General features: G+C 45.2%; 18 protein-coding genes. 9 read left to right on the forward strand and 9 right to left on the reverse strand.

Translation table 11 applies throughout. The features are described 5' to 3' along the window. Positions 1-58: 58 nt before the first annotated feature. The 3 genes from dnaX to D0T92_RS09200 all read left to right on the forward strand — a co-directional run bounded on the left by dnaX (position 59) and on the right by D0T92_RS09200 (position 3,138). The gene (gene dnaX, locus D0T92_RS09190; RefSeq protein WP_151052201.1) at positions 59-2,182 is read left to right on the forward strand and encodes a DNA polymerase III subunit gamma/tau; all 2,124 of its coding nucleotides are present in this window, start codon (positions 59-61) and stop codon (positions 2,180-2,182) included. A gap of 134 nt (positions 2,183-2,316) precedes the next feature. Further along, positions 2,317-2,652, forward strand: coding sequence for a YbaB/EbfC family nucleoid-associated protein (locus D0T92_RS09195; RefSeq protein ID WP_151052203.1), 336 nt, complete (start codon positions 2,317-2,319; stop codon positions 2,650-2,652). Between the two features lie 75 nt (positions 2,653-2,727). Continuing rightward, on the forward strand, positions 2,728-3,138 hold the full coding sequence (locus tag D0T92_RS09200; RefSeq protein ID WP_151052205.1) for a YidB family protein: 411 nt from the start codon (positions 2,728-2,730) through the stop codon (positions 3,136-3,138). A gap of 108 nt (positions 3,139-3,246) precedes the next feature. On the opposite strand, the gene infB is transcribed toward D0T92_RS09200, so the two are convergent. The 7 genes from infB to D0T92_RS09230 form a co-directional block, all read right to left on the reverse strand. Further along, positions 3,247-6,105, reverse strand: a complete 2,859-nt coding sequence (gene infB / locus D0T92_RS09205; protein WP_151052207.1) for a translation initiation factor IF-2 — start codon at positions 6,103-6,105, stop codon at positions 3,247-3,249. After that, positions 6,102-7,616, reverse strand: coding sequence for a transcription termination factor NusA (gene nusA, locus D0T92_RS09210; protein ID WP_151052209.1), 1,515 nt, complete (start codon positions 7,614-7,616; stop codon positions 6,102-6,104). Before nusA ends, infB begins: the two co-directional genes overlap by 4 nt. 38 nt (positions 7,617-7,654) lie before the next feature. Next, complete coding sequence (rimP, locus tag D0T92_RS09215; protein ID WP_151052211.1) at positions 7,655-8,086, reverse strand: ribosome maturation factor RimP; 432 nt, start codon at positions 8,084-8,086, stop codon at positions 7,655-7,657. Positions 8,087-8,385: 299 nt separating this feature from the next. Then, complete coding sequence (locus D0T92_RS09220) at positions 8,386-8,916, reverse strand: hypothetical protein (RefSeq protein WP_151052213.1); 531 nt, start codon at positions 8,914-8,916, stop codon at positions 8,386-8,388. 382 nt (positions 8,917-9,298) lie between these two features. Beyond that, entirely contained in the window at positions 9,299-9,454 is a 156-nt protein-coding gene (locus D0T92_RS11455) for a hypothetical protein (protein WP_191963634.1), read from the reverse strand. A 67-nt stretch (positions 9,455-9,521) separates the two neighbouring features. Continuing rightward, positions 9,522-11,408 (reverse strand): ATP-binding cassette domain-containing protein, encoded by a 1,887-nt coding sequence (locus tag D0T92_RS09225; protein WP_449866983.1) that lies wholly within the window; start codon positions 11,406-11,408, stop codon positions 9,522-9,524. 182 nt (positions 11,409-11,590) lie between these two features. Beyond that, entirely contained in the window at positions 11,591-12,754 is a 1,164-nt protein-coding gene (locus tag D0T92_RS09230) for a polyamine ABC transporter substrate-binding protein (protein WP_151052217.1), read from the reverse strand. 399 nt (positions 12,755-13,153) lie between these two features. On the opposite strand from D0T92_RS09230, the gene alaS reads away from it, so the two are divergent. The 3 genes from alaS to D0T92_RS09245 all read left to right on the forward strand — a co-directional run bounded on the left by alaS (position 13,154) and on the right by D0T92_RS09245 (position 19,608). After that, positions 13,154-15,778, forward strand: coding sequence for an alanine--tRNA ligase (gene alaS / locus D0T92_RS09235; protein ID WP_151052219.1), 2,625 nt, complete (start codon positions 13,154-13,156; stop codon positions 15,776-15,778). A 76-nt stretch (positions 15,779-15,854) separates the two neighbouring features. Next, entirely contained in the window at positions 15,855-17,378 is a 1,524-nt protein-coding gene (locus D0T92_RS09240; RefSeq protein WP_151052221.1) for a tetratricopeptide repeat protein, read from the forward strand. A 328-nt stretch (positions 17,379-17,706) separates the two neighbouring features. Next, the gene (locus D0T92_RS09245; RefSeq protein ID WP_151052223.1) at positions 17,707-19,608 is read left to right on the forward strand and encodes a tetratricopeptide repeat protein; all 1,902 of its coding nucleotides are present in this window, start codon (positions 17,707-17,709) and stop codon (positions 19,606-19,608) included. A 108-nt stretch (positions 19,609-19,716) separates the two neighbouring features. Here the strand turns inward: D0T92_RS09245 and D0T92_RS09250 are convergent, their stop codons facing one another. Then, positions 19,717-20,151 carry an META domain-containing protein gene (locus D0T92_RS09250; protein WP_151052225.1) on the reverse strand — a complete coding sequence of 145 codons (435 nt, stop codon included), beginning with the start codon at positions 20,149-20,151 and terminating at the stop codon, positions 19,717-19,719. Positions 20,152-20,363: 212 nt separating this feature from the next. Here D0T92_RS09250 and D0T92_RS09255 point away from each other — a divergent pair, with 212 nt between their 5' ends. The 3 genes from D0T92_RS09255 to D0T92_RS09265 are packed head-to-tail and all read left to right on the forward strand — an operon-like array spanning position 20,364 to position 22,893. Next, positions 20,364-22,292, forward strand: coding sequence for a hypothetical protein (locus tag D0T92_RS09255; RefSeq protein WP_151052227.1), 1,929 nt, complete (start codon positions 20,364-20,366; stop codon positions 22,290-22,292). Positions 22,293-22,302: 10 nt separating this feature from the next. After that, on the forward strand, positions 22,303-22,590 hold the full coding sequence (locus D0T92_RS09260) for a hypothetical protein (RefSeq protein ID WP_151052229.1): 288 nt from the start codon (positions 22,303-22,305) through the stop codon (positions 22,588-22,590). Between the two features lie 33 nt (positions 22,591-22,623). Next, positions 22,624-22,893: a hypothetical protein gene (locus D0T92_RS09265; RefSeq protein WP_151052231.1), complete on the forward strand. Its 270-nt coding sequence runs from the start codon at positions 22,624-22,626 to the stop codon at positions 22,891-22,893. A gap of 23 nt (positions 22,894-22,916) precedes the next feature. Here the strand turns inward: D0T92_RS09265 and msrAB are convergent, their stop codons facing one another. Continuing rightward, positions 22,917-24,491: a bifunctional peptide-methionine (S)-S-oxide reductase MsrA/peptide-methionine (R)-S-oxide reductase MsrB gene (gene msrAB, locus D0T92_RS09270; RefSeq protein ID WP_191963635.1), complete on the reverse strand. Its 1,575-nt coding sequence runs from the start codon at positions 24,489-24,491 to the stop codon at positions 22,917-22,919. Between the last annotated feature and the right edge of the window lie 421 nt (positions 24,492-24,912).

Here is a 24,912-nt window from a genome sequence, read left to right on the forward strand (position 1 = left end):
AGCTGCCGTAAAAAGCACCAACCGCCGTCTCCCTATTTCACGGAAATAAAACGAATCTATGGCTTATCAAGTTCTCGCCCGCAAGTGGCGGCCTAAAACCTTTGCCGATTTGGTCGGACAGGAACACGTTGTCAAAGCATTGCGCAATGCCTTAGACAAAGGCCGTCTGCATCATGCCTATCTGCTCACCGGTACACGCGGCGTGGGCAAAACCACCATCGCCCGTATTCTGGCCAAAAGCTTAAACTGCGAAAACGCAAGCCATGGCGAACCCTGCGGCGTATGCCAGAGTTGCACCCAAATCGATGCCGGCCGTTATGTTGATCTGCTTGAAATCGATGCGGCTTCCAATACCGGTATCGACAATATCCGCGAAGTATTGGAAAACGCCCAATACGCCCCCACCGCCGGCAAATACAAAGTCTATATTATCGATGAAGTGCACATGCTTTCCAAAAGCGCGTTTAACGCCATGCTAAAAACATTGGAAGAGCCGCCCGAGCATGTGAAATTTATCTTAGCCACCACCGACCCGCACAAGGTTCCGATTACCGTTTTAAGCCGTTGCCTACAATTCGTATTACGCAATATGACTTCGCAACAGGTTGCCGACCATCTCGCCCATGTGCTGACCGTAGAAAACATTCCGTTCGAACAGCCCGCGCTGCAACTGCTCGGGCGCGCCGCCATGGGTTCGATGCGCGATGCCTTAAGCCTGCTCGACCAAGCGATTGCTATGGGCTCCGGCAGCGTAACCGAACAAGACATCCGCCAAATGATAGGTGCGGTTGACAAACATTATCTCTACGAACTGCTGCAAGGCATTGTCAATCAAGATGGCGAAGCCCTGTTGCGCACCGCACAAGATATGGCCGCCCGCGCCATCGGTTTCGACAGCGCCTTGAGCGAATTGGCCATGCTGTTGCAACGGCTGGCACTCATCAAAACCGTTCCCGCCGCGCTAGCCGACGACCCCGAACGCGATGCCCTGCTGCGCTTTGCCCAATATCTCGGCGACGAACAAATCCAGCTTTACTATCAATGTGCCATTCACGGCAAACAAGATTTAAGCTTGGCGCCCGACGAATATGCCGGTTTTGTGATGACGTTGCTGCGTATGCTGGCTTTCGCCCCCATCGCCGCCAAAGCCCATGCCCCCGACGGCGTTATCGAAGGCACCCAACTGCATGCTCCGGTTTACCAACAACCTGCCACCCCAATGCCAGTAGTATCCGAAGCTCAGCCTGAAGAACCCCATACCGCGCCGCACAACCAGCCAATCGACGGCGACGAAGACGATACCCCGCCATGGCAAGACGAGCCGGAAACCGCCGTTGCCGACAACCATACGCTTGAAAATATTCAGACGGCCGAATCACAACCGGCACCGCAATCAGACAATATAGAACCTGTAACGCCCGATAATGCTGTTGAAGCAACAACTGCGGAACCCTTGCTGACCGAGCCGTCGCAACCGGAAACACAATCCGTTTCCGAAATCGTCAGCCATAATACAGCAACACCTATTCAGACGGCCTCGATACAAGAAACACGCACGCCAGAACCAGAAAATAACCTTATAGAAGCCGATAACGAGCCGCCTTATATTGCTGAAACCGAGCCAGAGCCTGACAACTATTCCGATGCCGATGATAGCGATGAATACGCTCCGCAACAGCCGTCTGAAATACCATTACCCGCTGCCCTAACAAACAGCGAAGAAAGCGAAGAGCCCGAAGACACGGAAGAACATGCTTTTATTCCGTTACCTGAATTCGCCCCCGAAAACTGGGCGGGCATCAGCAAACGGCTTGCCCCGAAACTCGGTGCCGCCCAAATGCTGACCCAACACGCCGCATGGACGCGCTATGATGCCGAAAACCATCTGATGATATTGGCACTCACCGACGAAGCACGCGCCACCACCAATAAAGACCGCTTGGAAAAAGTCCGCAGCACGTTGGCCGATGCCTACGGCATCACTCTGAAATTGCAAACCGAACCATGGCGCGACGATGCCGGCTGGGAAACCCCGACAATGCGCCATAAACGCTTGCAGCAGGAAGGCCGCCGACAAGCGCAGGATTTACTCGAAGCAGACCCTGCCGCACAGCAGATTCTCAGCTTATTTGAAGCAGAATGGCTGCCCGAAACATTAGAATTAACCGACTCGCAGGAATAAAGACTTAGGCCGTCTGAAAGCCATTCGATTATTTCAGACGGCCTGCACAAAAAACACGGAAACAGCGGCAGCTTGTGATGCCGCCTTTCCAACTGTATCATCCAACCTTTTATTGAAAACAGGAGTATCAAACCATGTTCGGAAAAGCCGGATTAGGCGGCCTGATGAAGCAGGCGCAACAAATGCAGGAAAACATGAAAAAAGCCCAAGCCAAACTGGCGGAAACCGAAGTGAACGGTGAAGCAGGCAACGGCTTGGTGAAAGTCACCATGACATGCAATCATGTACTCCGCAAAATCGACATTAACGAAGAGCTAATTCAGGAAGCCGCCGACGATAAAGAAATGCTGGAAGATTTAATTCTGGCCGCCATCAATGATGCCAGCGCACAGGCCGAAGAAACCACCAATAAAACCATGGGCGCCTTCACGCAAGGCCTACCCGCCGGTATGGGCGACTTTTTCCGTTAATACACCCCGCACATCATATAAACAATCAACCGGTTTACCAATATCGGTTTTCACACCATATAAGAAAGGACACTTATGGGTTTAATGGATTCTCTCATCGGCGCCGCCACTTCAGCAATCGGTGGCAACAGCCAACAAAGCACCGCTATTCAAATGGTTTTGGACTTAGTACAGCGCAGCGGCGGCGTAGGCAGCCTGATCAGCAAATTGCAACAAGGCGGTTTGGGCGATGCCTTACAAAGCTGGATTTCTACCGGCAGCAACCAAAGCGTATCAGGTAGCGAAGTCCAATCCGCACTCGGCAGCGGTATGGTTCAGGAAGTGGCTTCTAAATTCGGCATGGATGGCAATCAGGCCGGTGATTTGCTGGCACAATATCTGCCCAATCTGGTCGACAGTACCACGCCGAACGGCTCCGCCCAAGATGCCGATGGTTTCGGCTTGGATGATATCGCTTCGTTATTGATGAAAAACTTTATCAAATAATTTTTTATCATATTTGTAAAGCATTCGTATACTTCATCAATATTAAACCAAATATAAAACGAGGCCGTCTGAAACTTTTCAGACGGCCTCGTTTATTCAAAACGCCAATTATAAAGAACGGGCTACTTCTACAATTTCAAACACTTCAAGCTGGTCGCCTTCCATGATTTCATTATAGTTTTTCAACATCAAGCCGCACTCGTAACCCATGCGTACTTCTTTCACATCGTCTTTAAAGCGTTTCAATGATGACAACTCACCGGTATGAATCACTACATTATTACGGATCAGGCGGATATGCGCATCACGTTTCACCACACCGTCGGTAACCATACAGCCGGCAATATTGCCCACTTTAGAAACACTGATTACCTGACGAATTTCCACCATGCCGATTACCTGTTCTTTTTCTTCAGGTGCCAACATACCGCTCATGGCTGCTTTCACATCATCAATGGCATCATAAATAATGTTGTAGTAACGGATTTCGACGTCTTCGGCTTCAGCCAGTTTACGCGCCGATCCGTCTGCACGCACATTAAAGCCGATAATAAAGGCACCGGATGCAATCGCAAGGTTTACATCGGATTCGGTAATACCGCCGACACCGCTATGTAATACATTCACTTTCACTTCATCGGTAGACAGTTTTCTCAAGCTGCCTGCCAAGGCTTCGTAAGAACCTTGAACGTCTGCCTTGATAATCACCGACAATGATTGGGCTTGGTTTTCGCCCATATTGTTGAACATATTTTCCAGTTTGGCCGCTTGTTGTTTAGCCAAGCGTACATCACGATATTTACCCTGACGGAACAAGGCAATCTCACGCGCTTTTTTCTCATCGGCCAATACCATAGCATCTTCACCGGCATTCGGTACATCAGACAAGCCCAGAATTTCGACCGGAATCGACGGGCCAGCTTCTTCGATAGGTTTGCCGTTTTCATCTGCCATCGCACGAACTTTACCAAAAGCCGTACCGGCCAGCAGCATATCACCTTTTTTCAAGGTACCGCTTTGTACCAATAAGGTAGCAACCGCACCGCGGCCTTTATCCAAACGGGCTTCGACAATAATACCTTTGGCGGGTGCATCAACTGGCGCTTTCAGTTCTAATACTTCCGCCTCAAGCGATACGGCTTCCAATAAAGCATCAATATTTAAGCCCTGTTTGGCAGACACATCGACAAATTGCACATCGCCGCCCCACTCATCCGGCACCACTTCATGTGCCGTCAATTCTTGACGGATACGCTCCGGGTTAGCGGCTTCTTTATCAATTTTATTCACAGCCACCACAATCGGTACATTGGCCGCTTTCGCATGAGCAATCGCTTCAATGGTTTGCGGCATTACACCATCATCGGCAGCCACCACCAAAATTACAATATCGGTTGCTTTCGCACCACGTGCACGCATAGCAGTAAACGCTTCATGACCCGGCGTATCCAGGAAAGTAATTACACCTCTAGGTGTTTGCACATGATAAGCACCGATATGCTGGGTAATACCACCGGCCTCACCCTGCACTACTTTGGCTCGTCGGATATAGTCGAGCAATGAAGTTTTACCGTGGTCAACGTGCCCCATCACCGTTACCACAGGTGGGCGTGGTAACTCTTCGGCAGTAACAACTTGCTCTTCATCGCCCAAAAATGCTTCGGGATCATCGGCTGCCGCCGGTTTGCCGATATGGCCTAATTCCTCAACCACAATCAAGGCTGTATCTTGGTCGATAGATTGGTTAATCGTGACCATCATGCCCATTTTCATCAGGGCTTTAACCACTTCTACGCCCTTAATCGCCATTTTATGTGCTAAATCAGCAACGGTAATGGTTTCAGGCACCAAAACTTCATGAATTACCGGTTCGGTCGGCGCTTGGAAAGCATGTTGGTTAGGCTCAAGTTTCAGCTTCTTACCTTTTTTACCACCACGAACACGATCTTCGGCATTGGCATTCTGACGACCTCTGCCTTTATCTTTGCCACCGCGTCTGCGGCTCTCCATATCTTCCCTACTATAACGATCTTCTTTTTTCGAACGGGAAGGAGTAGCTTCTTTAGCAGGAGCGGCCGAGGTTAAAGGCGCTTTATCAGAAGGCTTGGCTGTACGTTGTGCTGCACCTTCTTTGGCGGCCTTAGCTTCCTGTTGTGCTTGAAGCTTCATGGCCTCACGACGCGCCTGACGTTCTTGTTTTTCACGTAACAAAGCTTCCTGGTGAGCACGCATTGCTGCAGCACGACGCGCTTCTTCATCTCGCTGCGCCTGTTCTTCCGCACTAACAATAGGCTTCACTTCAGCCGGTGCTACTGGTTTTTTAGGCTCTTTATTTTTAGGGGCTTTTGCTGCTTTTTCTACTTTTGCCGGTTTTTCTTTTTTAGCATCAGTTGCCGGTTTTTCTTTAGCATTTGTTTTGTTTTCAGTTTGTGTAGGTTTTTTCTCAACCTTTTCTTCCGATGTGGAATCTACTGTTTTTTGCTCGTCGGCTTTTACTTTTTCCGCTTCAGCAGCTAAACGTTCGCTTTCCGCTTTTTCTGCTGCTTCACGTTCGGCTTGTGCAGCCGCCTCGGCAGCTTTTTGTGCTTCCAATTTTTCAGCTTCGGCTTTTGCCTGCGCTTCAGCGGCTTTTTCTGCTTCTGCTTTTGCCTGTGCCTCAGCTTTGGCGCGGGCTTCTGCTGCTAATTCATCAGCCTGCGGAACAATCACTTTGCGGGTGCGGCGACGCGTTTCTACCTGCACACCACCCACCGTGCTGACTTCAGCTTTTTTGCGGCTGATACTGATGGTGCCGTTTTCACTACCATGTGCCTTTTTCAAGTATGCTAATAGTAATTGTTTGTCATCAGATGTAATACTATCCCCGGCACTGCTTTTCTCCACACCGGCACTTTTTAATTGTTGCAATAAAACATCCACGGGTTTTTTCAGCTCGGCAGCAAATTTTTCTACTGTTTCATTACTCATGCTTCACCCCCTTCATTTTCTTCTTCGGTAAACCAATGTTCACGGGCAGCCAAAATCACTTTCTTAGCGGTTTCTTCATTCACACCGGTAATTTCAATCAACTCATCTACTGCCAGCTCTGCCAAATCATCACGCGTGGTAATACCTATTTGCGCCAAATCACGCAACATATCCTGATCGACACCCTCCAGATTACGCATGCTTTCTTCCACATCGCCAAACTTCTCTTCGGAAGCAATCGCCAAAGTCAACATGGCATCACGGGCACGGGCACGAAGAAGCTCCACAGTCTCTTCATCAAAACCTTCAATTTCTAAAAGCTCTGCCGCAGGTACATAGCCTACTTCTTCTAATGTAGAAAAACCTTCTTGTACTAAAATATCAGCAGTCTCTTCATCAAGGTTCATATGCTTCATAAATAAATCACGGATAGCCGCATCTTCAGCCTGATGGCGTTCATCTGCTTCTTCTACCGTCATAATATTTAGCTGCCAGCCGGTTAAATCGGCAGCCAGTCGAACATTTTGGCCGCCACGTCCGATAGCCAGAGCAAGTTGATCTTCTGCCACAATCACATCAACGGAATGACTGTCTTCATCAATCAGAATACGTGTCACTTCGGCGGGAGAAAGTGCATTAATGACAAACTGAGCCGTTTCTGGCGACCATAAAACCACATCGATACGCTCGCCGGAAAGCTCATTGGTTACCGCATTAACACGGGAACCGCGAACACCGATGCAGGTACCTTGCGGATCAATACGTTGGTCGTTGGCTTTTACGGCAATTTTGGCTCGGTGGCCGGGATCACGGGCTGCTTCTTTGATTTCCAACAAGCCGTCTTCAATTTCGGGCACTTCCATAGCAAACAGCTTCACCAAGAAATCACGGGATGTACGGCTCAAAATCACCTGTTTGCGGCCTGAAGCACCGATTTCGTCCACGCGCAAAAACAAAGCGCGTACACGGTCGCCGGTGCGGAAATTTTCGCGCGGAATCATTTGATCACGCGGTAATAAAGCATCCAGCTTACCAATTTCGATAATGACACCGTGACGCTCGACACGTTTAACCGTGCCCATCACAATATCTTCTTTACGTCCTAAAAAGGCTTCTAAAATCTGTTCGCGCTCGGCATCGCGGATACGTTGCAAAATAATTTGCTTGGCCGTTTGTGCGGCCTGACGGCCAAAGCCTTCATTTTCAAGCGGCTCTTCATAATACTCACCGATTTGTATGGTTGTACCCGGAATCTCTTCTTGAATTTCTTCGATGGTTTTTTCCACATCCGGATAGGTATAATCTTCATCAGCCACAATCAACCAACGGCGGAACGTTTTATATTCGCCGTTATCTCGGTTGATTTCCACACGAACATCCATATGCTCGCGGTTTGCTTTTTTCTTGGCAGCCGTACTCAAGGCAAACTCCAAGGCACTAAATACTACTTCGGGGTCTACGTTTTTTTCACTGGCTAATGCTTCGGCCAGTTGTAACATTTCGCGACTCATTCTTTACATTCTCCGTTCGATATCACTGTTTTTTCATTTTAAAAATTAAATTCCGGGCGCAAGCGTGCTTTATCGATGTTACTGATTTCGATATCAACCGTTTTGCCGTCGAAAGTTATGCGTACGCAATCGTTTTCAAAACCTTCAATGCGCCCTATAAAATTTTTCTGGCCATCTATCGGCAGGCGTGTTTTTATTTTGGCCTGCTGACCGGAAAAACGTATAAAATCCGCTGCTTTTTTCAGCGGACGGTCCAAACCGGGGCTGGAAATTTCCAAGCGTTTGTAGTCAATATCTTCAACTAAAAACAAGCGGCTCAAATGATTGCTTACTGTTGCGCAATCTTCTACGGTAATCCCACCTTCTTTATCAATAAAGACGCGCAGGTCTCCCTGAGCGGTTAATTCAAAATCAACCAACTCATAGCCCAATCCGGGCAAGGTCTTATCAAGAATATTCTGAATATCCATGTTGCTCCAAAAACAAAAAAATGGCCCTGTGGCCATTTTTCGTAAAAACTGAAAAATTTATTGATTATAACACAAATTTCCTATATTTGAGAAGATAAATATAGGTTTAGCTTAGGTTATTCAAGGCTTTTTTCAAGATTTGTTCATTTTTTCTTTAAATGAGTCTTTAAAAATAGAAACGACAACCGATTAACGGCCGATTAGTACCATTTCCTCTAACAGCCAACAATCCAAATTTATCTGATGCTTTCAGCCTCTTTCAGACGGCCTCATATTATCCCGCAAATACCGCCACCGTATTACATCCTACCCAGTTCACGTTGCAAAGCTTGAATATTTTGCTGCCTATCCAATACGTTGCCTTGCAACTGTGTAATCTGTTGCTGATTAATACTGCCGTTTTTTGCCGTACGTGCCAAGTTTAATGACTGCTGTGCTTCTGAAAGTGCTTTACGCTCATTCGCCAATTCTTGTTCGAGAATATTGCGGCGGCTGTTGGCAGATGATGTTTTGGGCACGGCAGAGCCGGAAGGTGGTGAAAATTTTACCGGCGCGGCAGCGGCACGTTTTACTTTCGGAGTATGCGCTTTGGCTGTCTGATGCTCCTTCGGCTCTTGTACTGTCTTACGGCTATAGTTTCGAGGCTCATCATAACGGCTGCTGCTGTAATTACCGATAGGCGGGAGATCTGCCGTAGTACAATTACCGGCATTACGCGAAGTATAGATAACCTCCCCATTGACTACACAGGTATAAATTTTGGCTGATGCTACTTGAATGCCTTGTAAATTCAACAACACCAGCACACCGATTGTCATTAGTTTTTTCATACGCATTTCTTTAAAGCCGCACGGCCTCATGCATCCACACCCTGCTGTTTGTTTTTCAGCAATTATCTTAGCCAAATAAAATTGAGTGTTTATACCCTGCCGTCTTGCTTTAATAAGTATCTGTAATAATGACATTGTAAGATTTTATTACTTTCAAATAAAGTCTTAGCTACTTAAAAACACGACTACATTGTCATTATTCGTTAAAAGAGTAATTTATAAAACCAAACTTAATGAAGGTAGTGCAACCAACCATATTTCACACAAAACCATCGGGCCGACCTATCATCTAAAACCTGAATAAACAGGCATGACGAATACATCTTCCCGAGTGATTATGTTTGACAGTAATTAAATTTACTTACTATTTATTAGAGATATTTTAAATACCGGTTTGTGAAGCTTCGATATCGGCTACTTTATCCGATTCATAATCGGCTTGGGTATCCATATAATCCTGTAAGCCTTTAAGATCAGAGAGATTGGCACCGCTTGCTGCGAGCAATAGAATAGCTTGTTTGAATGATGTATAAGACATAATAGAACCCCGTAGTAGTTTGAATAATAGTTTTTTAATTTAAATTGCCTATCCGATATTACAAATATTACAAATCGGCAAAATACACTTTAAGATCGCTTTCAATCTGCTCCAACTCCTCTTGCCAAAGCAACCAACTCTCTTCAAGTTTACTTAATTTTAACTTAACTTCAGATAATTTAGCGAGTGTTTTCTGTAACTTTACTTTATTTTCTTCCGAATAGGCTTCTTCTTGTGCCAAAAATGATTCACACTCTGCCTGAATTTCATTTAATTCAGCCATTTCTTTTTCCGCCTGATTAATCTTCTGCTGTATGGGTTTGGTGCGTTTTGCACGCTCTTGGCGCATTTGTGCTTCCATACGTTTCACATCTTTACGGTTTTGTGTAGACGCAGATGCCGGCGGCGCATCGGTTTCGTTTTCTTGCGCCAGCCGCCATAAGCGGTAATCGTTCAAATCGCCTTCAAATGTTTTCAGACGGCCTTTATCTATTAACAAGAAGTTATCGGTTGTAGCCTCCAATAAACTTCTATCGTGCGACACCACAATCAATGCACCTTGGAAACTTTGTAAAGCAACCGTTAACGCATGGCGCATATCCAAATCCAAGTGGTTGGTCGGCTCGTCAAGTAATAATAAATTAGGTTTTTGCCAAACAATCATCGCCAATGCCAAGCGTGCTTTTTCACCGCCTGAAAACGGTTCGATTTTTTGCAACGCCATATCGCCGACAAAATTAAATCCACCCAAAAAGTTTCTGATTTCCTGTTCGCGTACATCAGGTGAAAGCTGCTGGATATGCCATACCGGGCTTTGATCCGAGCGCAGCGTATCCAATTGGTGTTGGGCAAAATAACCGATATTCAGCTTCTCCGATTTCACCACCTGCCCGGCAAGCACATCCAATTCGCCTGCCAACAACTTAATAAACGTTGATTTACCACTACCGTTCACCCCCAGCAAGCCATAGCGCGCACCACTTTCCAACGACAATGAAATATCGTGCAACACCGCCTTGCCACCATAGCCTAGATCCACTTTATCCAGTTTTAGCAAAGGATTCGGCAAATGTGCCGGGCTTTCAAATTCGAAACTGAATTCGCTATCCAAATGAGCAGGCGCGATGCGTTCCAGTTTGGCCAATGCTTTCATCCGGCTTTGCGCCTGTACGGCTTTGGTGGCTTTGGCTTTAAAGCGGTCGATAAAAGATTGCAGATGTTTGATATGCGCCTGTTGCTTCACATACGCCGCCTGCTGTTGCGCCAAGCGCATGGCGCGTTCATTTTGATAGAAGTCGTAATTACCGCCATATTGTGTGAGCTTTTGATTAGATAATTCAACAGTTTGGTTGGTGGCAGCATTTAAGAAATCGCGGTCATGCGAAATAATGATTTGAGTACACTGAAGCTGGGCAAGATGATTTTCCAACCACAACACGGTTTCCAAATCCAGATGGTTGGTCGGCTCATCGAGCAGCAGCAAATCGGCACGGCACATTAAAGCCTGCGCCAGATTCAGACGCATCCGCCAGCCGCCGGAAAAATCTTTCACCGGTTTCGCCGATTCTTCTTGTGAAAAGCCCAAACCATGCAATAATTTTGCCGCCCGCGCCGGCGCGGTATAAGCTTCGATTTCTTCTAACTTGGCATGATATTCGGCCATTTTCATACCGTCGTTTTCCTTCTCAGCCTGAGCCAAGGCCGTCTGAAGCTGTTGCAGTTCGGCATCGCCCTGCAAAACATACTCCGAAGCAGAAACCGCCAATGCCGGTGTTTCCTGTGCCACTGCCGCTATTTTCCAGTGTTTCGGAATCAGCACATCCCCGCCATCCTGCATGATTTCGCCTTTGATTAAGGCAAACAAGCTGGATTTTCCCGTGCCGTTTTTTCCGATTAAACCGACGCGCTGATTAGGGTTAATCGTTAGATTGGCTTGGTCAAGCAGCACTTTCATACCGCGTTGCAGAGTAAGATTTTTGAATTCGATCATGGAAAACAGCCGATAAATAGAAAAGGCGGCTATTTTATATCTTTTTATCTCACCACACCAAAACCCAATAATAAAAAGCCGTCTGAAAACTTTTCAGACGGCTTTTTATTAAGAAATACGAACTTATCGGTTTTAGTTAAAACAATCTACCCGCCTACCTTTAACTGTTGCCATTCCCGCACCATTTCTTTTAAAGCATCCGGCGCCAGCGGTACCATAATAAAGCTGTTGGCTAAATCTTCATCACTAGGAAAAATCGAATGGTCACTGCTGAATTGTTTGTCCATCAGCGCTTTTGCCGGCAATGAAGAAGGTGCATAAGTGACAAAATCACCATTCTTCGCCGCCACTTCGGGCGTAAGAAAATAATTAATATAACGATGGGCATTTAATACATTATTCGCATCTTTCGGAATGGCAAACGAATCCACCCAAATACCCACACCTTCTTTCGGCATCATCACCTCGATTTTTTCTTTACCGCCTGCCTCTTCCGCCCGCCGCTTGGCAATATTCAAATCACCACCGAAACCGATAGCCGCACACACATCCCCACGCGCCAACGCATTAATAAATCCCGAAGAAGTAAAACGTTTGATATTGGGACGGTTGGCCTTTAACACTTCTGTTGCCGCACGAATATCTTCAGGCTTATCGCTATGAGGATTTTTACCAAGATAATTCAAAACCATAGGATAAACCTCTACCGCACTATCCAAATAGCTGATACCGCACTGTTTCAATTTGGCGGTATAGGCAGGGTTAAAAATCAAATCCCATTGATTATCAGGCAGTTTATCGCTACCCAATGCTTTTTTTACCCGTTCCGTATTGATGGCAAATGTATTGGTTCCCCAGAAAAACGGCACCGCATATTCATTGCCCGGGTCAACCTCACGCATCAATTCGAGCAATTTAGGATTAATATATTGATAATTCGGAATCAGGCTTTTATCAATGCGCTGATAAGCCCCCGTTTGAATCTGCCGCCCGACAAAAGTATTCGAAGGGCCGACCACATCATAGCCCGATTGCCCCGTGAGCACTTTTGCTTCAAGTGTTTCATCGCTGTCATACACATCATAAGTCACATCAATACCAAACTTTTTTTCAAAATCGCGTACGGTTTGCGGATCAACATAATCAGACCAATTATAAATTTTCAATCCATTGGTTTGCGGTAGCGGTCCGGTATAGGGCAAATCTTGTTCGGCGGTATTTTGTGCCGGAGCAGGCGTTTCCGTGGTGGAGCCGCCGCAAGCAGCCAAAACAAACGAAGCAAACGCAATAAGAAAATATTTATTAGTCATTATTCATCCTCTATAAAAATAGTTTGTACCACCCGACTCACAAGCCGAAACACCGACAAAACAACCAAACCCGGCCAATCACCCCCATGCTTTCAAACACTTGTGTACAAAATACCATAAAATCCGACTATGCCGTTTATAGCCGGCCCGTCACCCTAGCCGCCTATACAAACAAACCAAACCGCAGCAATCCCCGCCAAACAAGGCACAAACACATTTAGCCGACATACTCAAACCACGCCACCGCCTTATCCAGTATAGAACAGCCCGCTTCCTTTGAGTAGGCGGATGATGAAATCTACGGTAAGATACACCACTATTTTATTGCATTTTTTCAGACGGCCTGCTCAATCGTTCAGAAGGCCGTCTGAACCCGTTTAATATATTAAAGAAAACATTATGAAAACTTCCGAACTACGCCAAAAATTTCTCAAGTTCTTTGAAAGCAAAGGACATCAGATTGTGCCATCATCATCGCTGGTACCGCACGACGACCCCACCCTGCTGTTTACCAACGCCGGCATGAACCAATTTAAAGACGTTTTTCTCGGCTTCGACAAGCGCGCCTACACCCGCGCCACCACCGCACAAAAATGTGTGCGCGCCGGCGGCAAACACAACGACCTTGAAAACGTCGGCTACACCGCCCGCCACCATACCTTTTTCGAAATGATGGGTAATTTCTCATTCGGCGACTATTTCAAACAAGACGCGATTAAATTCGCATGGGAATTTCTCACCTCCCCTCAATGGCTGAACATACCCGCCGAAAAACTATTGGCCACCGTTTATGCCGATGACGACGAAGCCTACAATATCTGGCTCAACGAAATCGGCCTGCCGCCTGAAAAAATTATCCGTATCGGCGACAACAAAGGCAGCCGCTATGCATCCGACAACTTCTGGCAAATGGGCGACACCGGCCCCTGCGGCCCCTGCTCCGAAATCTTCTACGATCACGGCGACCACATCTGGGGCGGCCCTCCGGGAAGCCCCGAAGAAGACGGCGACCGCTTTATCGAAATCTGGAACTGCGTATTTATGCAGTTCAACCGCGACGAATCCGGCACCATGAACCCGCTGCCCAAGCCTTCGGTCGATACCGGCATGGGCTTGGAGCGCATGGCCGCCGTGATGCAACACGTTCACGCCAACTATGAAATCGACCTCTTCCAAAACCTGCTGAAAGCCGCCGCCCGCGAAACCGGCACCGAATTCAGCATGGAAGTGCCCAGCCTGAAAGTGATTGCCGACCACATCCGCGCCTGCGCCTTCCTTGTTGCCGACGGCGTATTGCCGAGCAATGAAGGCCGCGGCTATGTATTGCGCCGCATTATCCGCCGCGCCGTACGTCACGGCTACAAACTCGGCCAAAAACAAGCCTTTTTCTACAAACTCGTGCCCGATTTAGTCAAAGAAATGGGCGACGCCTACCCCGAATTAAAAGAGCGTCAAAGCCAAATCGAAGAAGCCTTGAAAAACGAAGAAACCCGTTTTGCCCAAACCCTTGAAACCGGCATGGCCTTATTGGAAAACGCCCTTTCAGACGGCCGCAAAGTATTAGACGGCGAAATCATCTTCAAACTCTACGACACCTACGGCTTCCCCTACGACCTCACCGCCGACATCTGCCGCGAGCGCGGTATCGACATGGACGAAGCAGGCTTTAACCGCGAAATGGAAGCCCAACGCGCCCGCGCCCGTGCCGCCCAAAGCTTTAAGGCCGACACCCAACTGGCATACGATGGCCAAGACACCCAATTCAAAGGCTATACCGAGCGCCAAACCCAAGCCAAAATCCTCGCCCTCTATAAAGACAGCGAGCCGGTAAATGAATTAAACGAAGGCGACAACGGCGCCATCGTATTAGACAATACCCCGTTTTATGCCGAAAGCGGCGGCCAAGTCGGCGACGTCGGCTATATTTCCGCCGATGGCAACCGCTTTGAAGTGCGCGATACCCAAAAAATCAAAGCCGCCGTATTCGGCCAATTCGGCGTATTGGTTGCAGGCCGTCTGAAAGTGGGCGACAGCGTTACCGCCGCCATCGACAACGACATCCGCGATGCCAATATGCGCAATCACAGCGCCACCCACCTCATGCACCGCGCCCTACGCGAAGTGCTCGGTACCCACGTCGAACAAAAAGGCTCGTTGGTAACCGCCGAAGTGACCCGTTTCGACATTTCCCACCCGCAGCCGATTACCGCCGAAGAAATCGCCGAAGTCGAGCGCCGCGTTAACCGTGCCATTCTCGCCAACGTCGAAGTCAGCGCCGAAATCATGAGCATGGAAGATGCCCAAAAAGCCGGCGCCATGATGCTGTTTGGCGAAAAATACGGCGACGAAGTGCGCGTACTCAAAATGGGCGACTTTTCAACCGAATTATGCGGCGGCACCCACGTTCACCGCACCGGCGACATCGGCCTGTTTAAAATCATCTCCGAAAGCGGCATTGCCGCCGGCATCCGCCGCGTAGAAGCCATCACCGGCATGAACGCCCTGCAATGGGCGCAAAACCAAGAACGCTTGGTGAAAGACATTATCGCCGAAGTCAAAGCCCAAACCGAGCGCGACGTATTAGCCAAAATCCAAGCCAACGCCGCCCACAGCAAACAGCTTGAAAAAGCCCTCAGCCAAGCCAAAGGCGAACTGGCCAAACACGCAGGCGCACAACTTCTAGACAACGCCAAAGACTTAGGCCAAGCCAAGCTCGTGGTTGCCCAAATCGAAGCCGAAGCCGGCGCCCTACGCGACATAGTCACCGACCTCACCGGCAAATCCGATCAAGCCGTTGTATTGCTCGCGGCCGTAAACGACGGCAAAATCGCCCTTTGCGCCGGCGTATCCAAACCTTTAACCGCCAAAGTAAAAGCCGGCGACTTAGTGAAATTTGTGGCCGAACAAGTCGGCGGCAAAGGCGGCGGCCGCCCGGACTTAGCACAGGCAGGCGGTAGCGACACCGACAAACTACCGCAAGCATTAAACAGCGTAGAAGATTGGCTCGGCAGCAAATTGGCCTAATATCCAAATCAACAGCAGGCTGCCACCTCTTAGGCAGCCTGTTTTTTATTACCCAACCCTAATCAGAAAATAAATAATGATGAAAAAATACTTTTGGTTAACCACATTATATTTAACGGCCACTTTTGCCCAAGCCGCCACACCCTCTGCCGATGAAAACCAAGCGGCTAATCAAACCCAACGTTTTCAAATGGAAACCAAGACTGATCCGGAACAACAAAATCAGTTACTGGGACAAAATGATCGGCGTGAAAATATGGCTTTATATGCCCAAAGTTTAAATGACAAAGGCAAAATTTTATTTAAACAAAAACAATATAAAGAAGCCATGAATACTTTCAACCAAATAATAAAAGAATTCGGCTCTAACACCGAACCGGCTATACAAAGCCAAGTAGCTAGGGCTTTGCTTAATAAAGGAGTAGTTTTAGAAGCACTCGATCGTCGTGAAGAAGCAATAGAAAACTTTAACCAAATAATAGATAAATTCGGTTCCAATACCGAACCGGCTATACAAGAACACGTGACTAGTGCTTTCCTTTATAAAGGAATAACTTTAGGAAAACTGAATCATAGTAAACAAGAAATAGAAATCTATGACAAAATAATAGATAAATTTGGTTCCAGCACCGAACCGGCCATACAAGAAATAGTGGCGAACGCTCTCGTTAATAAAGGGATGACTTTAGGAGATCTGAATCGTCGCGAAGAAGCAATAGAAATCTATAACCAAACAATAGATAAATTCGGTTCCAGTACCGAACTGGCTATACAAGAACACGTGACTAGTGCCCTAATTAATAAAGGAATAACTTTAGGAGAACTGAATCGTCATGAACAAGAAATAGAATCCTATGACAAAATAATAGATAAATTTGGTTCCAGTACCGAGCCGGTCATACAAGAAGCAGTGGCTAGCGCTCTCGTTAATAAAGGGGTAACTTTAAAGCAACTAAATCGTATTGAAGAAGCAATAAAAATATATGACAAAGTAATAAATAAATTTAGTTCCAGTACTGAGCCATTCATACAAGAACAAGTGGCTAAAGCTCTAGTTTATACAGGGATAGCTTTAGAAAAACGAAATCGTAGTGAAGAGGAAGTAGAAATCTATAACAAAATGCTAGACAAATTCGATTCCAGTACCGAACCGGCCATACAAGAACAAGTGGCTAGTGCTTTAATTAATAAAGGGGTCGCTTTAAACAGACTGAATCGTAAAAAAGAAGCAATAATAACCTTTGACAAAATAATAAAAAAATTTAGTTCTAATTCAGAACCAGCCATACAAGAAACAGTGGCTAAAGCTATGGTTAATAAAGGGTTAGCCTTAGGAATAATGAATCGTAGAGAAGAAGCAATGGAATCCTTTGACAAAGCAATAGATACATTCAGTTCCAGCACCCAATCATCAATACAATATGAGGTAGCCAAGGCCTTACTAGGAAAAACAGTAATGTTAACAGAATTAAAACGCTATAATGAGGCAATCATTATTTATGATGAAATCATAAATCGCTTTGAAAATCATACAGATCCTGATATTCAATATATTGTTTCTAATACAAGGGAACTCAAAGAAAGCTTCTCTAACCCCTAACCCTTTTTCAGACGGCCATCCAATATTTTCAGATGGCCGTCTGAAATAAAATATTATCCTTCAAAAGGTCTCAACTTCCCTTATCCCAATAAAATAAACACCACCATCTATTGCCAAATATACAACATTTCAAAGACATAAAATTTAAACCAAAACCATTTAAATAATTAAAAAAATCAGAAAACTATCAATATTAAAATCAAAAAATATACTCCTGCTATCTACCGATAAAATCGCTTTATTCAAAGCCCGATTATTAAACACTATAATCTCCTCTTTTATCTTTTCTCAGACGGCCTTGCAGCCGTTTTAGCGACAGGAAACCTCTATGAACCCATACGCCAAACTCATACAAAGATTTTCAACCGTAACCCTGCCCACCTCCCCCAACCCCGATCAGGCCGAAGCGGAAAAACTGGCTGATTTCGAACAAGCCAAAGAAATGATGATTGCTGCTATGAAACTAGGGGAAGCGCAGCAATATGACGAAGCGTTAGCTGACTATTACATAATAGAGGAATTGCTAGGCCGCAGCATCGAGCCGATTTCTTATGAGCTTTATTTATGGGCAGAAATAGGCTGCGGTATGCTGTTGAGGGATAAGGGCGACTTTAATCTAACCCGCGAAGTTCTCGAAAACGAGCAGATGAATATCAAGCTTAACTATAGAGATGAAACCAAAGCCGCCATACAAGTGCCGTGGGCTTATCTAATAATGGAAATAGGCAATACTCTATATCGAATTGAGTGGTATCCGGATGCTTTAGATGCTTATGGCGAAACCATAGACCGCTTTGGCAGCAGCGACAACCCCGAAATTCAAGAAGTTATCGCAAAAGTGTTGCTTAACAAAGCATACACCTTGAAAGAAATGGAAAAGTTCGAAGAAGAAATCGACGCATACAGCCAATTAATCGAACGATTCGGCACCGACACCAACCCCGAAATTCAAGAACAAGTAGCCACTGCTTTAATAAATAAAGCGGCACGGCTTTCGCAACTTAAACGCAATGAAGAAGCGATTGCCGTGAATAATCAGGCCATAGAACAATTCGGCAACCATACCAACCCGGATATTCAAGCCATTATTGCCCACGCCTTTAATAATAAAGAAGCTTTCTTAAATCAACTTGCTCAAAATAAAGAAGAATCAACCGCTGATCAGCAAGTCGTTGAAAAAGTTGATTCCAGCCCCGATGCCCAAGTTCAAGAAGATGCAGCTATTGCCTTAAACGATCAGGCCAGAGACTTGGAAAAGCTCGGACATGAAGCAGAAGCCATTCAAATTTATGACCAAGTTATCAATAAATTCGGCACTTCTATTAATATTGATGTGCAGCGACAAGTTAGCAATGCCTTATCCAATAAAGCCGTTATATTAGAACAGCTTCGTTGCTGGGAAGAAGTCATTCCCGTTTATGATCAAATAGTCGAACGCCTCAACTTAAGCGTGGATGATGAAGCCCAAGAAAAAATGGCAACCATGCTGTTCAATAAAGGCTTAGCCTTAGCAGAACTCGAACGCAACGAAGAGGCCGTAGCCACATACGACCAACTAATCGAAAAATTTGCCACCTACACCAACCCCAATATACAAGAGCTAGTCGGCGGTGCTTTTATCAACAAAGCCAACGCACTCCTCGAACTCGAATGCTATGAAGAACACATTACCACTTATACCCAATTGGTAGAAACATTCAGCGGCCACTCCAGCCCCTATATGCAAGAGCGGGTTGCCTATGCCGAATCAGTTGTGGTAACCGAATGGCTTGATGAAGCATTCTATTTAAAAGAGCAGCAGCACCATGAAGAAGCCATCGCCATTTATAATCAAGTGATAGAACGCTTCGGCAACAGCACCAACCTTGCCACGCAAGAGCGTATAGCAGCCTCTTTAACCAGCAAATCCCTATCATTAACAGCACTCAAGCGTGGCGAAGAAGCCATGGCTGCTGCCGAGCAAACAATCGAACAATTCGGAAACCACCCCAACCCACAAATACAAACATGGGTAGCCGCAAGCTTGATAAATAAAGGCGTTATTTTAGGAGAACTCTATAACCGCCGCAGCGATACCATTGCCCTTTATGAACAATTTATCAAACAATTCGGCGAAAACCCCGACCCCTCTATTCAAGCGCTGGTTAATCAGGCGAAAAACTATATTCACCCGCCAAAGTTCGGCTGGTTAAAAAACATACTACACGCCATTCTGAGCAAGCCGTTTTAACATTCTAAAATATTAAATCGCAATGTCATGCCTTATATCAAAGGCCGTCTGAAAACTTTTTTCAGACGGCCTTTTATCAAACCCAATCATCAAACCCCAAGCGCCGGATTAATCCCAATCTTGCGCCACAAAACGGGCTTCTTTGCCTGCCTCATTACGCAATATCAGCGTATGCCCCTCGATACGATAATTTTTCGTACCCGCAATATAGTTCATAAACGTTTGCTCCAGCCGCATCGTTTCCTCGCAATACATACGGGTAGACGCGCCGCCGCCAAAGACTATCCGGTCGCCACCCTCCTGCTTCGCCTCCATCATCAACTGATTGCAACCCATATAAGCATAAACACGCGGCAGCCGAGTCCAATCCATTCTCGCCTCCGCCGCTACCAATTGCTCACGGCTGAAGCCCTCAAAATCTGCCAACATCCACACCCGTTTAAGATTCGGCTGCGGCGTATTCTCAGCCGAAGGCAACGCCCCCGCCGAACAAGCCGCCAGCCCTGCCGCCGCAAACACCCAAGCAAACCGTTTTATCATCATATCCTCCCTAATTCGTTTTGAAATTCAAACCATTGTACACACCCCACCGCCCCACACCAAGCCCAAACCCTTTTCAGACGGCCTGATTGATGATTTAGCCAGCCGCCAGCCAAACGCATTTAAAGTAGATTTTCCGTTATAATTTTGGGATGGATTTTTTATAAGATGATTGAAATATTGTTAGGTGATGAGTTTTTTAGAGGGATAGGGTTATGGAAGAGCAGATTAGAGAATTAGCTTTAGAAGGTATAAATCTATTTGAGAGTAAAGAATATCAGGAAGCCATAAAAAAATTCAATGAGGCTTTAAATCTGATTAAAGATAAAGAAACCTTTATTCGAGAACAAGTTTGCATCCAATATTATTTGGGAAATTGTTATTTTGAACAAGCTTTCAAAGAACATACAACAAAGCAACGACAAAAAAAATATCTTAACAATGCAAAGGAAAACTTTCAGAACTACTTAATTCTACCTAAACAAACAATGTCAGAAGATAATTCAATAAAAGATTTACTAATTCTTAGTTATATGCAACTGGCTTTAATTACCTATAATGAACAAACTTGTCATAATATTCATGAAGCTAAAAAATATATAAAAGAATTATTAGCTTCTTGGCAAAAATCACAAAAAGAGCAAGATGAGGAAAATAAAGAGCAAAAGTGTTATGCCTACTTTTGGCTAGCGCTATGCTACATACTTCTAACTTCCAAAACCAATCATCCACAATATAAATATCTATATTTCAAGCAATCTAGAAAATATTTAAAAAATTGCTTAGCCTTAACTAAACAACTTAATAGATTGCAACATAAAATTCGGATACAAATTTACTGCTTGAATCTTTTAGGCGACTATTATCTTCGATACTCTTTTAAAAATAATCAAAAAGCATATTTTAAAGCTGCTAGAAAAATATTCCAAAAATCATTAGACTTATCTCAGGATATTGAAAACAAAAAAGAAAAAATTCAACAACAAATTGATACTCAATATTATAAATCTTTTTGTGATTTTAAATTAAACAACCTTGATATGTATTTCCAATGGAAAACAAAAATTATCAAAAAAAACCTTAATCATATTAAAAATAAGACACTAAAAGAATATATTACAGATATTCAAGCTGCACTCAGTGTAACTGTTATAGAAATAGAAAATATGTGTTTTGCACATTATACGAACCCAAAAGTCTGTGATTTGCTATTTGGTACGAATCCATCAAAAGGTAAAGATCAACTTTTAAGTACAATGCGTATGAATAGCTGTACCTATATGAATGACCCAACCGAAGGCAAAAGCCTACTCGACTTTTTAGGCTATCAGGAATTATCTTTAGAAAATAAAACTAGCTTTAAAAGCCATAATGCTTTTGCCACTTGTTTTTCAGCAAGAGTTAACGATTTAAACCAATTCCGCCTATACGGTAAAGTAGACAATATTGAAGCCTCTGGCTGCTGTTTGGTGTTTAATAAAAATGGTGACTGGGTAAAGCTGCCTGATATGGGTTCTGCATTCCGCTTAGCCAATAATGAAAAGAAAAAGTTTACTGATATAAATGATTTTAAACTATTTAATATTGAATCTAATCTAAATGATCTGCCATTATTCCAAGTAGCTTATATCTATAAAAAAGATGAATATATTCAGAATGATGAAGATAATACTCTTGATAATACTAATAAATTTGGCATCCGCTTAAAGTCTATCGGTAAAAATGCAAATTGGAACAAGCTAAGGAAAGAAAAATTAAGTAAAGCATTAATGGGATTACAAGATCTATTAAATAAAAGAGATTTAAAAGATAACGACTCAAAAGAACCATTGGAAGAATCCGATATCCAAAACGCCTTGGAATATGTCCGCTATCTTTTTAAAGACTATGCTTTTAGAGATGAAGAAGAATTCCGCCGGTTACGGATTGAATCTATTGATAGTGAAAATATTCAATTCTGCGAAGATACCAATAACATTTATTTAGAATATGATGATATTACCAGTATGGTAAATGAAGTGATTTTAGGTACCAATTATGAGCACACGGAAGAAAAACGGAAAACCGAAACCTTCCGATATTTATTAAAACAGCAAGATATAGATATTAAAGTTAGCCATAGTACGCTGCCGATTAATCATTAAGCGTTAGTGAATGCCCTATTCGGTTCAAAGCCAATATCAAATTATTAGGCCGTCTGAAATATTTTCAGACGGCTTATTTATTACCTTTTGTTTCCCTTGCGGTAGGGTGTGTGGCATAGCCACGCACGCGGTTTTTATTCCTCCAACCAATGCGTGCGTGCCGGCGGCACACACCCTACCTATGCCGATTACTTTATATGGTTTTGATTGTTTAAGGCCGTCTGAAACACAATATTTTATTTTCAGACGGCCTAATTTATTACCTTTCGTTTCCCTTGCCGTAGGGTGTGTGGCATAGCCACGCACGCGGTTTTATCCCCCCAACCAACGCGTGCGTGCCGGCGGCACACACCCTACTCATGCCGATTACTTTATATGGTTTAATTATTTAAGGCCGTCTGAAACACAATATTTTTTCAGACGGCCTAATGATTATCTTTGTTTCTCTTGCGGTAGGGTGTATGCACGCGGTTTTATTCCTCCAACCAATGCGTGCGTGCCGGTGGCACACACCCTACCCGTGCCGATTACTTTATATGGTTTTGATTATTTAAGGCCGTCTGAAACATTCTCTTTCAGACGGCCTTTATATGGTGTTTAAACCGTTAATCCAATCTTTAATACTTAGCGCACTTTGCTAATCAAATCGCCATAACCTTCGGCTTCCATTTGTTCCAGCGGAATAAAGCGCAGGCTGGCGCCGTTGATGCAGTAGCGCAATCCGCCTTTGTCTGCCGGGCCGTCGGGGAACACATGGCCTAAGTGTGAATCGGCGGCATGGCTGCGTACTTCTACGCGCTGCATATTGTAGCTGTAATCGTTGCGGCGGGTAATGGCGGAATCTTGAATCGGTTTGGTAAAGCTCGGCCAGCCGCATTGCGAATCGTATTTGTCGGCCGAACTAAACAGGGGCTCGCCGCTCACCACGTCTACATAAATACCGGGCGCAAACAGATGATCGTAATCATGGCTGAATGCGTATTCGGTGCCGCTTTGTTGGGTTACGCGGTATTGCTCTTCGGTGAGGATGCGTTTTAATTCGGCATCGTCGGGCTTTTTGTATGTGGCGGCATCGAAGCCTTTGGCTTTCGGTTTTTCTTTGCCGGGCAGCGGTTCGTCGGCTTTGCGGATGTCGATATGGCAATAGCCGTTCGGGTTTTTAATCAGATAATCCTGATGATATTCTTCGGCTTCGGCAAATTGTTTCAGGGGCTGGTTTTCCACCACAATCGGCAGTTTGTATTTGGCCTGCTCTCTTTTGAGGGCGGCGGCAATCACGGGCTGCTCGGCGGCATCGGTAAAGTAAATGCCGGTGCGGTATTGTGTGCCGCGGTCGTTGCCTTGTTTGTTGAGGCTGGTCGGGTCTACCACGCGGAAATAGTATTGGAGGATGTCGTCGAGGCTGAGTTTGTCGGCATCGTAGGTTACGCGCACGGTTTCGGCGTGGCCGGTGTCGCGGTAAACCACGTCTTCATAAGAGGGATGCTCGGTTTTGCCGTTGGCATAGCCGGAAACGGCATCAACCACGCCGTCGATACGTTGGAAATAGGCTTCCAAACCCCAGAAGCAACCGCCGGCCAAATAGATGGTTTTGGTATTCATCACAGCAGATTCCTTTTTCTGTTTGTCTACTTTATAAAATGTGTGTTGCAAGCGGCTGATTTCGGCTTCGGGATTATCGATCAACGCCTGCGCCTGCGCTTCGTTAATGCTGCCTTTGACCACCCGCGCCAAATCGCCTCTTTTGTCTAACACGGCCCAAGAGGGATAAACCGCTATATTGAGGCTTTTGGCAATATTGCCACCCTTATCGACAATCACGGGCAGCTTCGGATAGTTTAATCCGGCATACCATTGCTGAAATTCGCCGTCTTTTTTCTCGCCGAGAAAGCCGGGGGAGGCCACGGTAATCAAATTGGCTTTTTGTTGAAAACGTTGGTCTTTCGCCCAGCCTTCGGTGTGTTCAAGCTCGGATAAACACAGCGGGCACCAGCTCGCCCAGAATTTAATCAGGGTCGGCTTGCCCTCTTGCAAATAAGAGGCTGCCGGCTTGCCCTGTGTATCTTTCAGCTTGCTCAAAGCCGTAGGAATGGGCGCCGCCGATACTTTCTGCATCTGCGGCAGCAATAATGCCGCGCCTACAATCACACCGCCCACCAGCAAGGCCGCTTTCAGGCCAAAGTTTGTTTTCTTAGTCATTATCTTTTCCAAAGTTTGGGTTGGTATGGTTTAGACGAAGCAGTGAAACAATTCTTACAGCCTTCACCGTAAAGATTCAGGTGGTTATCGTAAAGGCAACACCATCTTTTCTTTTCAGACGGCCTTTATTCAATATTTAAGGCAATATAAACATATAGTAATATTAACTATATTAAGTAATAATTAGGCTTTTTAAAACGGGCATTAATAAACGTTTTATTCCACTACATTACAGGATATTGCCGCTCAGGAAAAATTAAAACAGTTTTATGCTTCGGTTTCTTTTCTATCATTTATAATAAAACATACTCAACCACAAAACAGTAAAAACCGAGTTTGTTATCACATTTGGGATAACGGTTGTATTGAATATCGCCGCTGCGATTTATTTTACCACCCATCCGCAATTATTAACCGATAC

The sequence above is a fragment of the Neisseria zalophi genome, from assembly GCF_008807015.1.
GTDB classification, from domain to species: Bacteria; Pseudomonadota; Gammaproteobacteria; order Burkholderiales; family Neisseriaceae; genus Neisseria; species Neisseria zalophi.

Bases quoted from the DNA above. Each gene is read 5' to 3' on its own strand.
- D0T92_RS09225 (WP_449866983.1), bottom strand. From the start codon at position 11,408: ATGAAAGTGCTGCTTGACCAAGCCAATCTAACGATTAACCCTAATCAG.
- alaS (WP_151052219.1), top strand. From the start codon at position 13,154: ATGAAAACTTCCGAACTACGCCAAAAATTTCTCAAGTTCTTTGAAAGC.
- rimP (WP_151052211.1), bottom strand. From the start codon at position 8,086: ATGGATATTCAGAATATTCTTGATAAGACCTTGCCCGGATTGGGCTAT.
- dnaX (WP_151052201.1), top strand. From the start codon at position 59: ATGGCTTATCAAGTTCTCGCCCGCAAGTGGCGGCCTAAAACCTTTGCC.
- D0T92_RS09230 (WP_151052217.1), bottom strand. From the start codon at position 12,754: ATGACTAATAAATATTTTCTTATTGCGTTTGCTTCGTTTGTTTTGGCT.
- nusA (WP_151052209.1), bottom strand. From the start codon at position 7,616: ATGAGTCGCGAAATGTTACAACTGGCCGAAGCATTAGCCAGTGAAAAA.
- D0T92_RS09255 (WP_151052227.1), top strand. From the start codon at position 20,364: ATGGAAGAGCAGATTAGAGAATTAGCTTTAGAAGGTATAAATCTATTT.
- D0T92_RS09240 (WP_151052221.1), top strand. From the start codon at position 15,855: ATGATGAAAAAATACTTTTGGTTAACCACATTATATTTAACGGCCACT.
- D0T92_RS09200 (WP_151052205.1), top strand. From the start codon at position 2,728: ATGGGTTTAATGGATTCTCTCATCGGCGCCGCCACTTCAGCAATCGGT.
- msrAB (WP_191963635.1), bottom strand. From the start codon at position 24,491: ATGACTAAGAAAACAAACTTTGGCCTGAAAGCGGCCTTGCTGGTGGGC.
- D0T92_RS09195 (WP_151052203.1), top strand. From the start codon at position 2,317: ATGTTCGGAAAAGCCGGATTAGGCGGCCTGATGAAGCAGGCGCAACAA.
- D0T92_RS09220 (WP_151052213.1), bottom strand. From the start codon at position 8,916: ATGAAAAAACTAATGACAATCGGTGTGCTGGTGTTGTTGAATTTACAA.
- D0T92_RS09260 (WP_151052229.1), top strand. From the start codon at position 22,303: ATGCCCTATTCGGTTCAAAGCCAATATCAAATTATTAGGCCGTCTGAA.
- D0T92_RS11455 (WP_191963634.1), bottom strand. From the start codon at position 9,454: ATGTCTTATACATCATTCAAACAAGCTATTCTATTGCTCGCAGCAAGC.
- D0T92_RS09250 (WP_151052225.1), bottom strand. From the start codon at position 20,151: ATGATGATAAAACGGTTTGCTTGGGTGTTTGCGGCGGCAGGGCTGGCG.
- infB (WP_151052207.1), bottom strand. From the start codon at position 6,105: ATGAGTAATGAAACAGTAGAAAAATTTGCTGCCGAGCTGAAAAAACCC.
- D0T92_RS09245 (WP_151052223.1), top strand. From the start codon at position 17,707: ATGAACCCATACGCCAAACTCATACAAAGATTTTCAACCGTAACCCTG.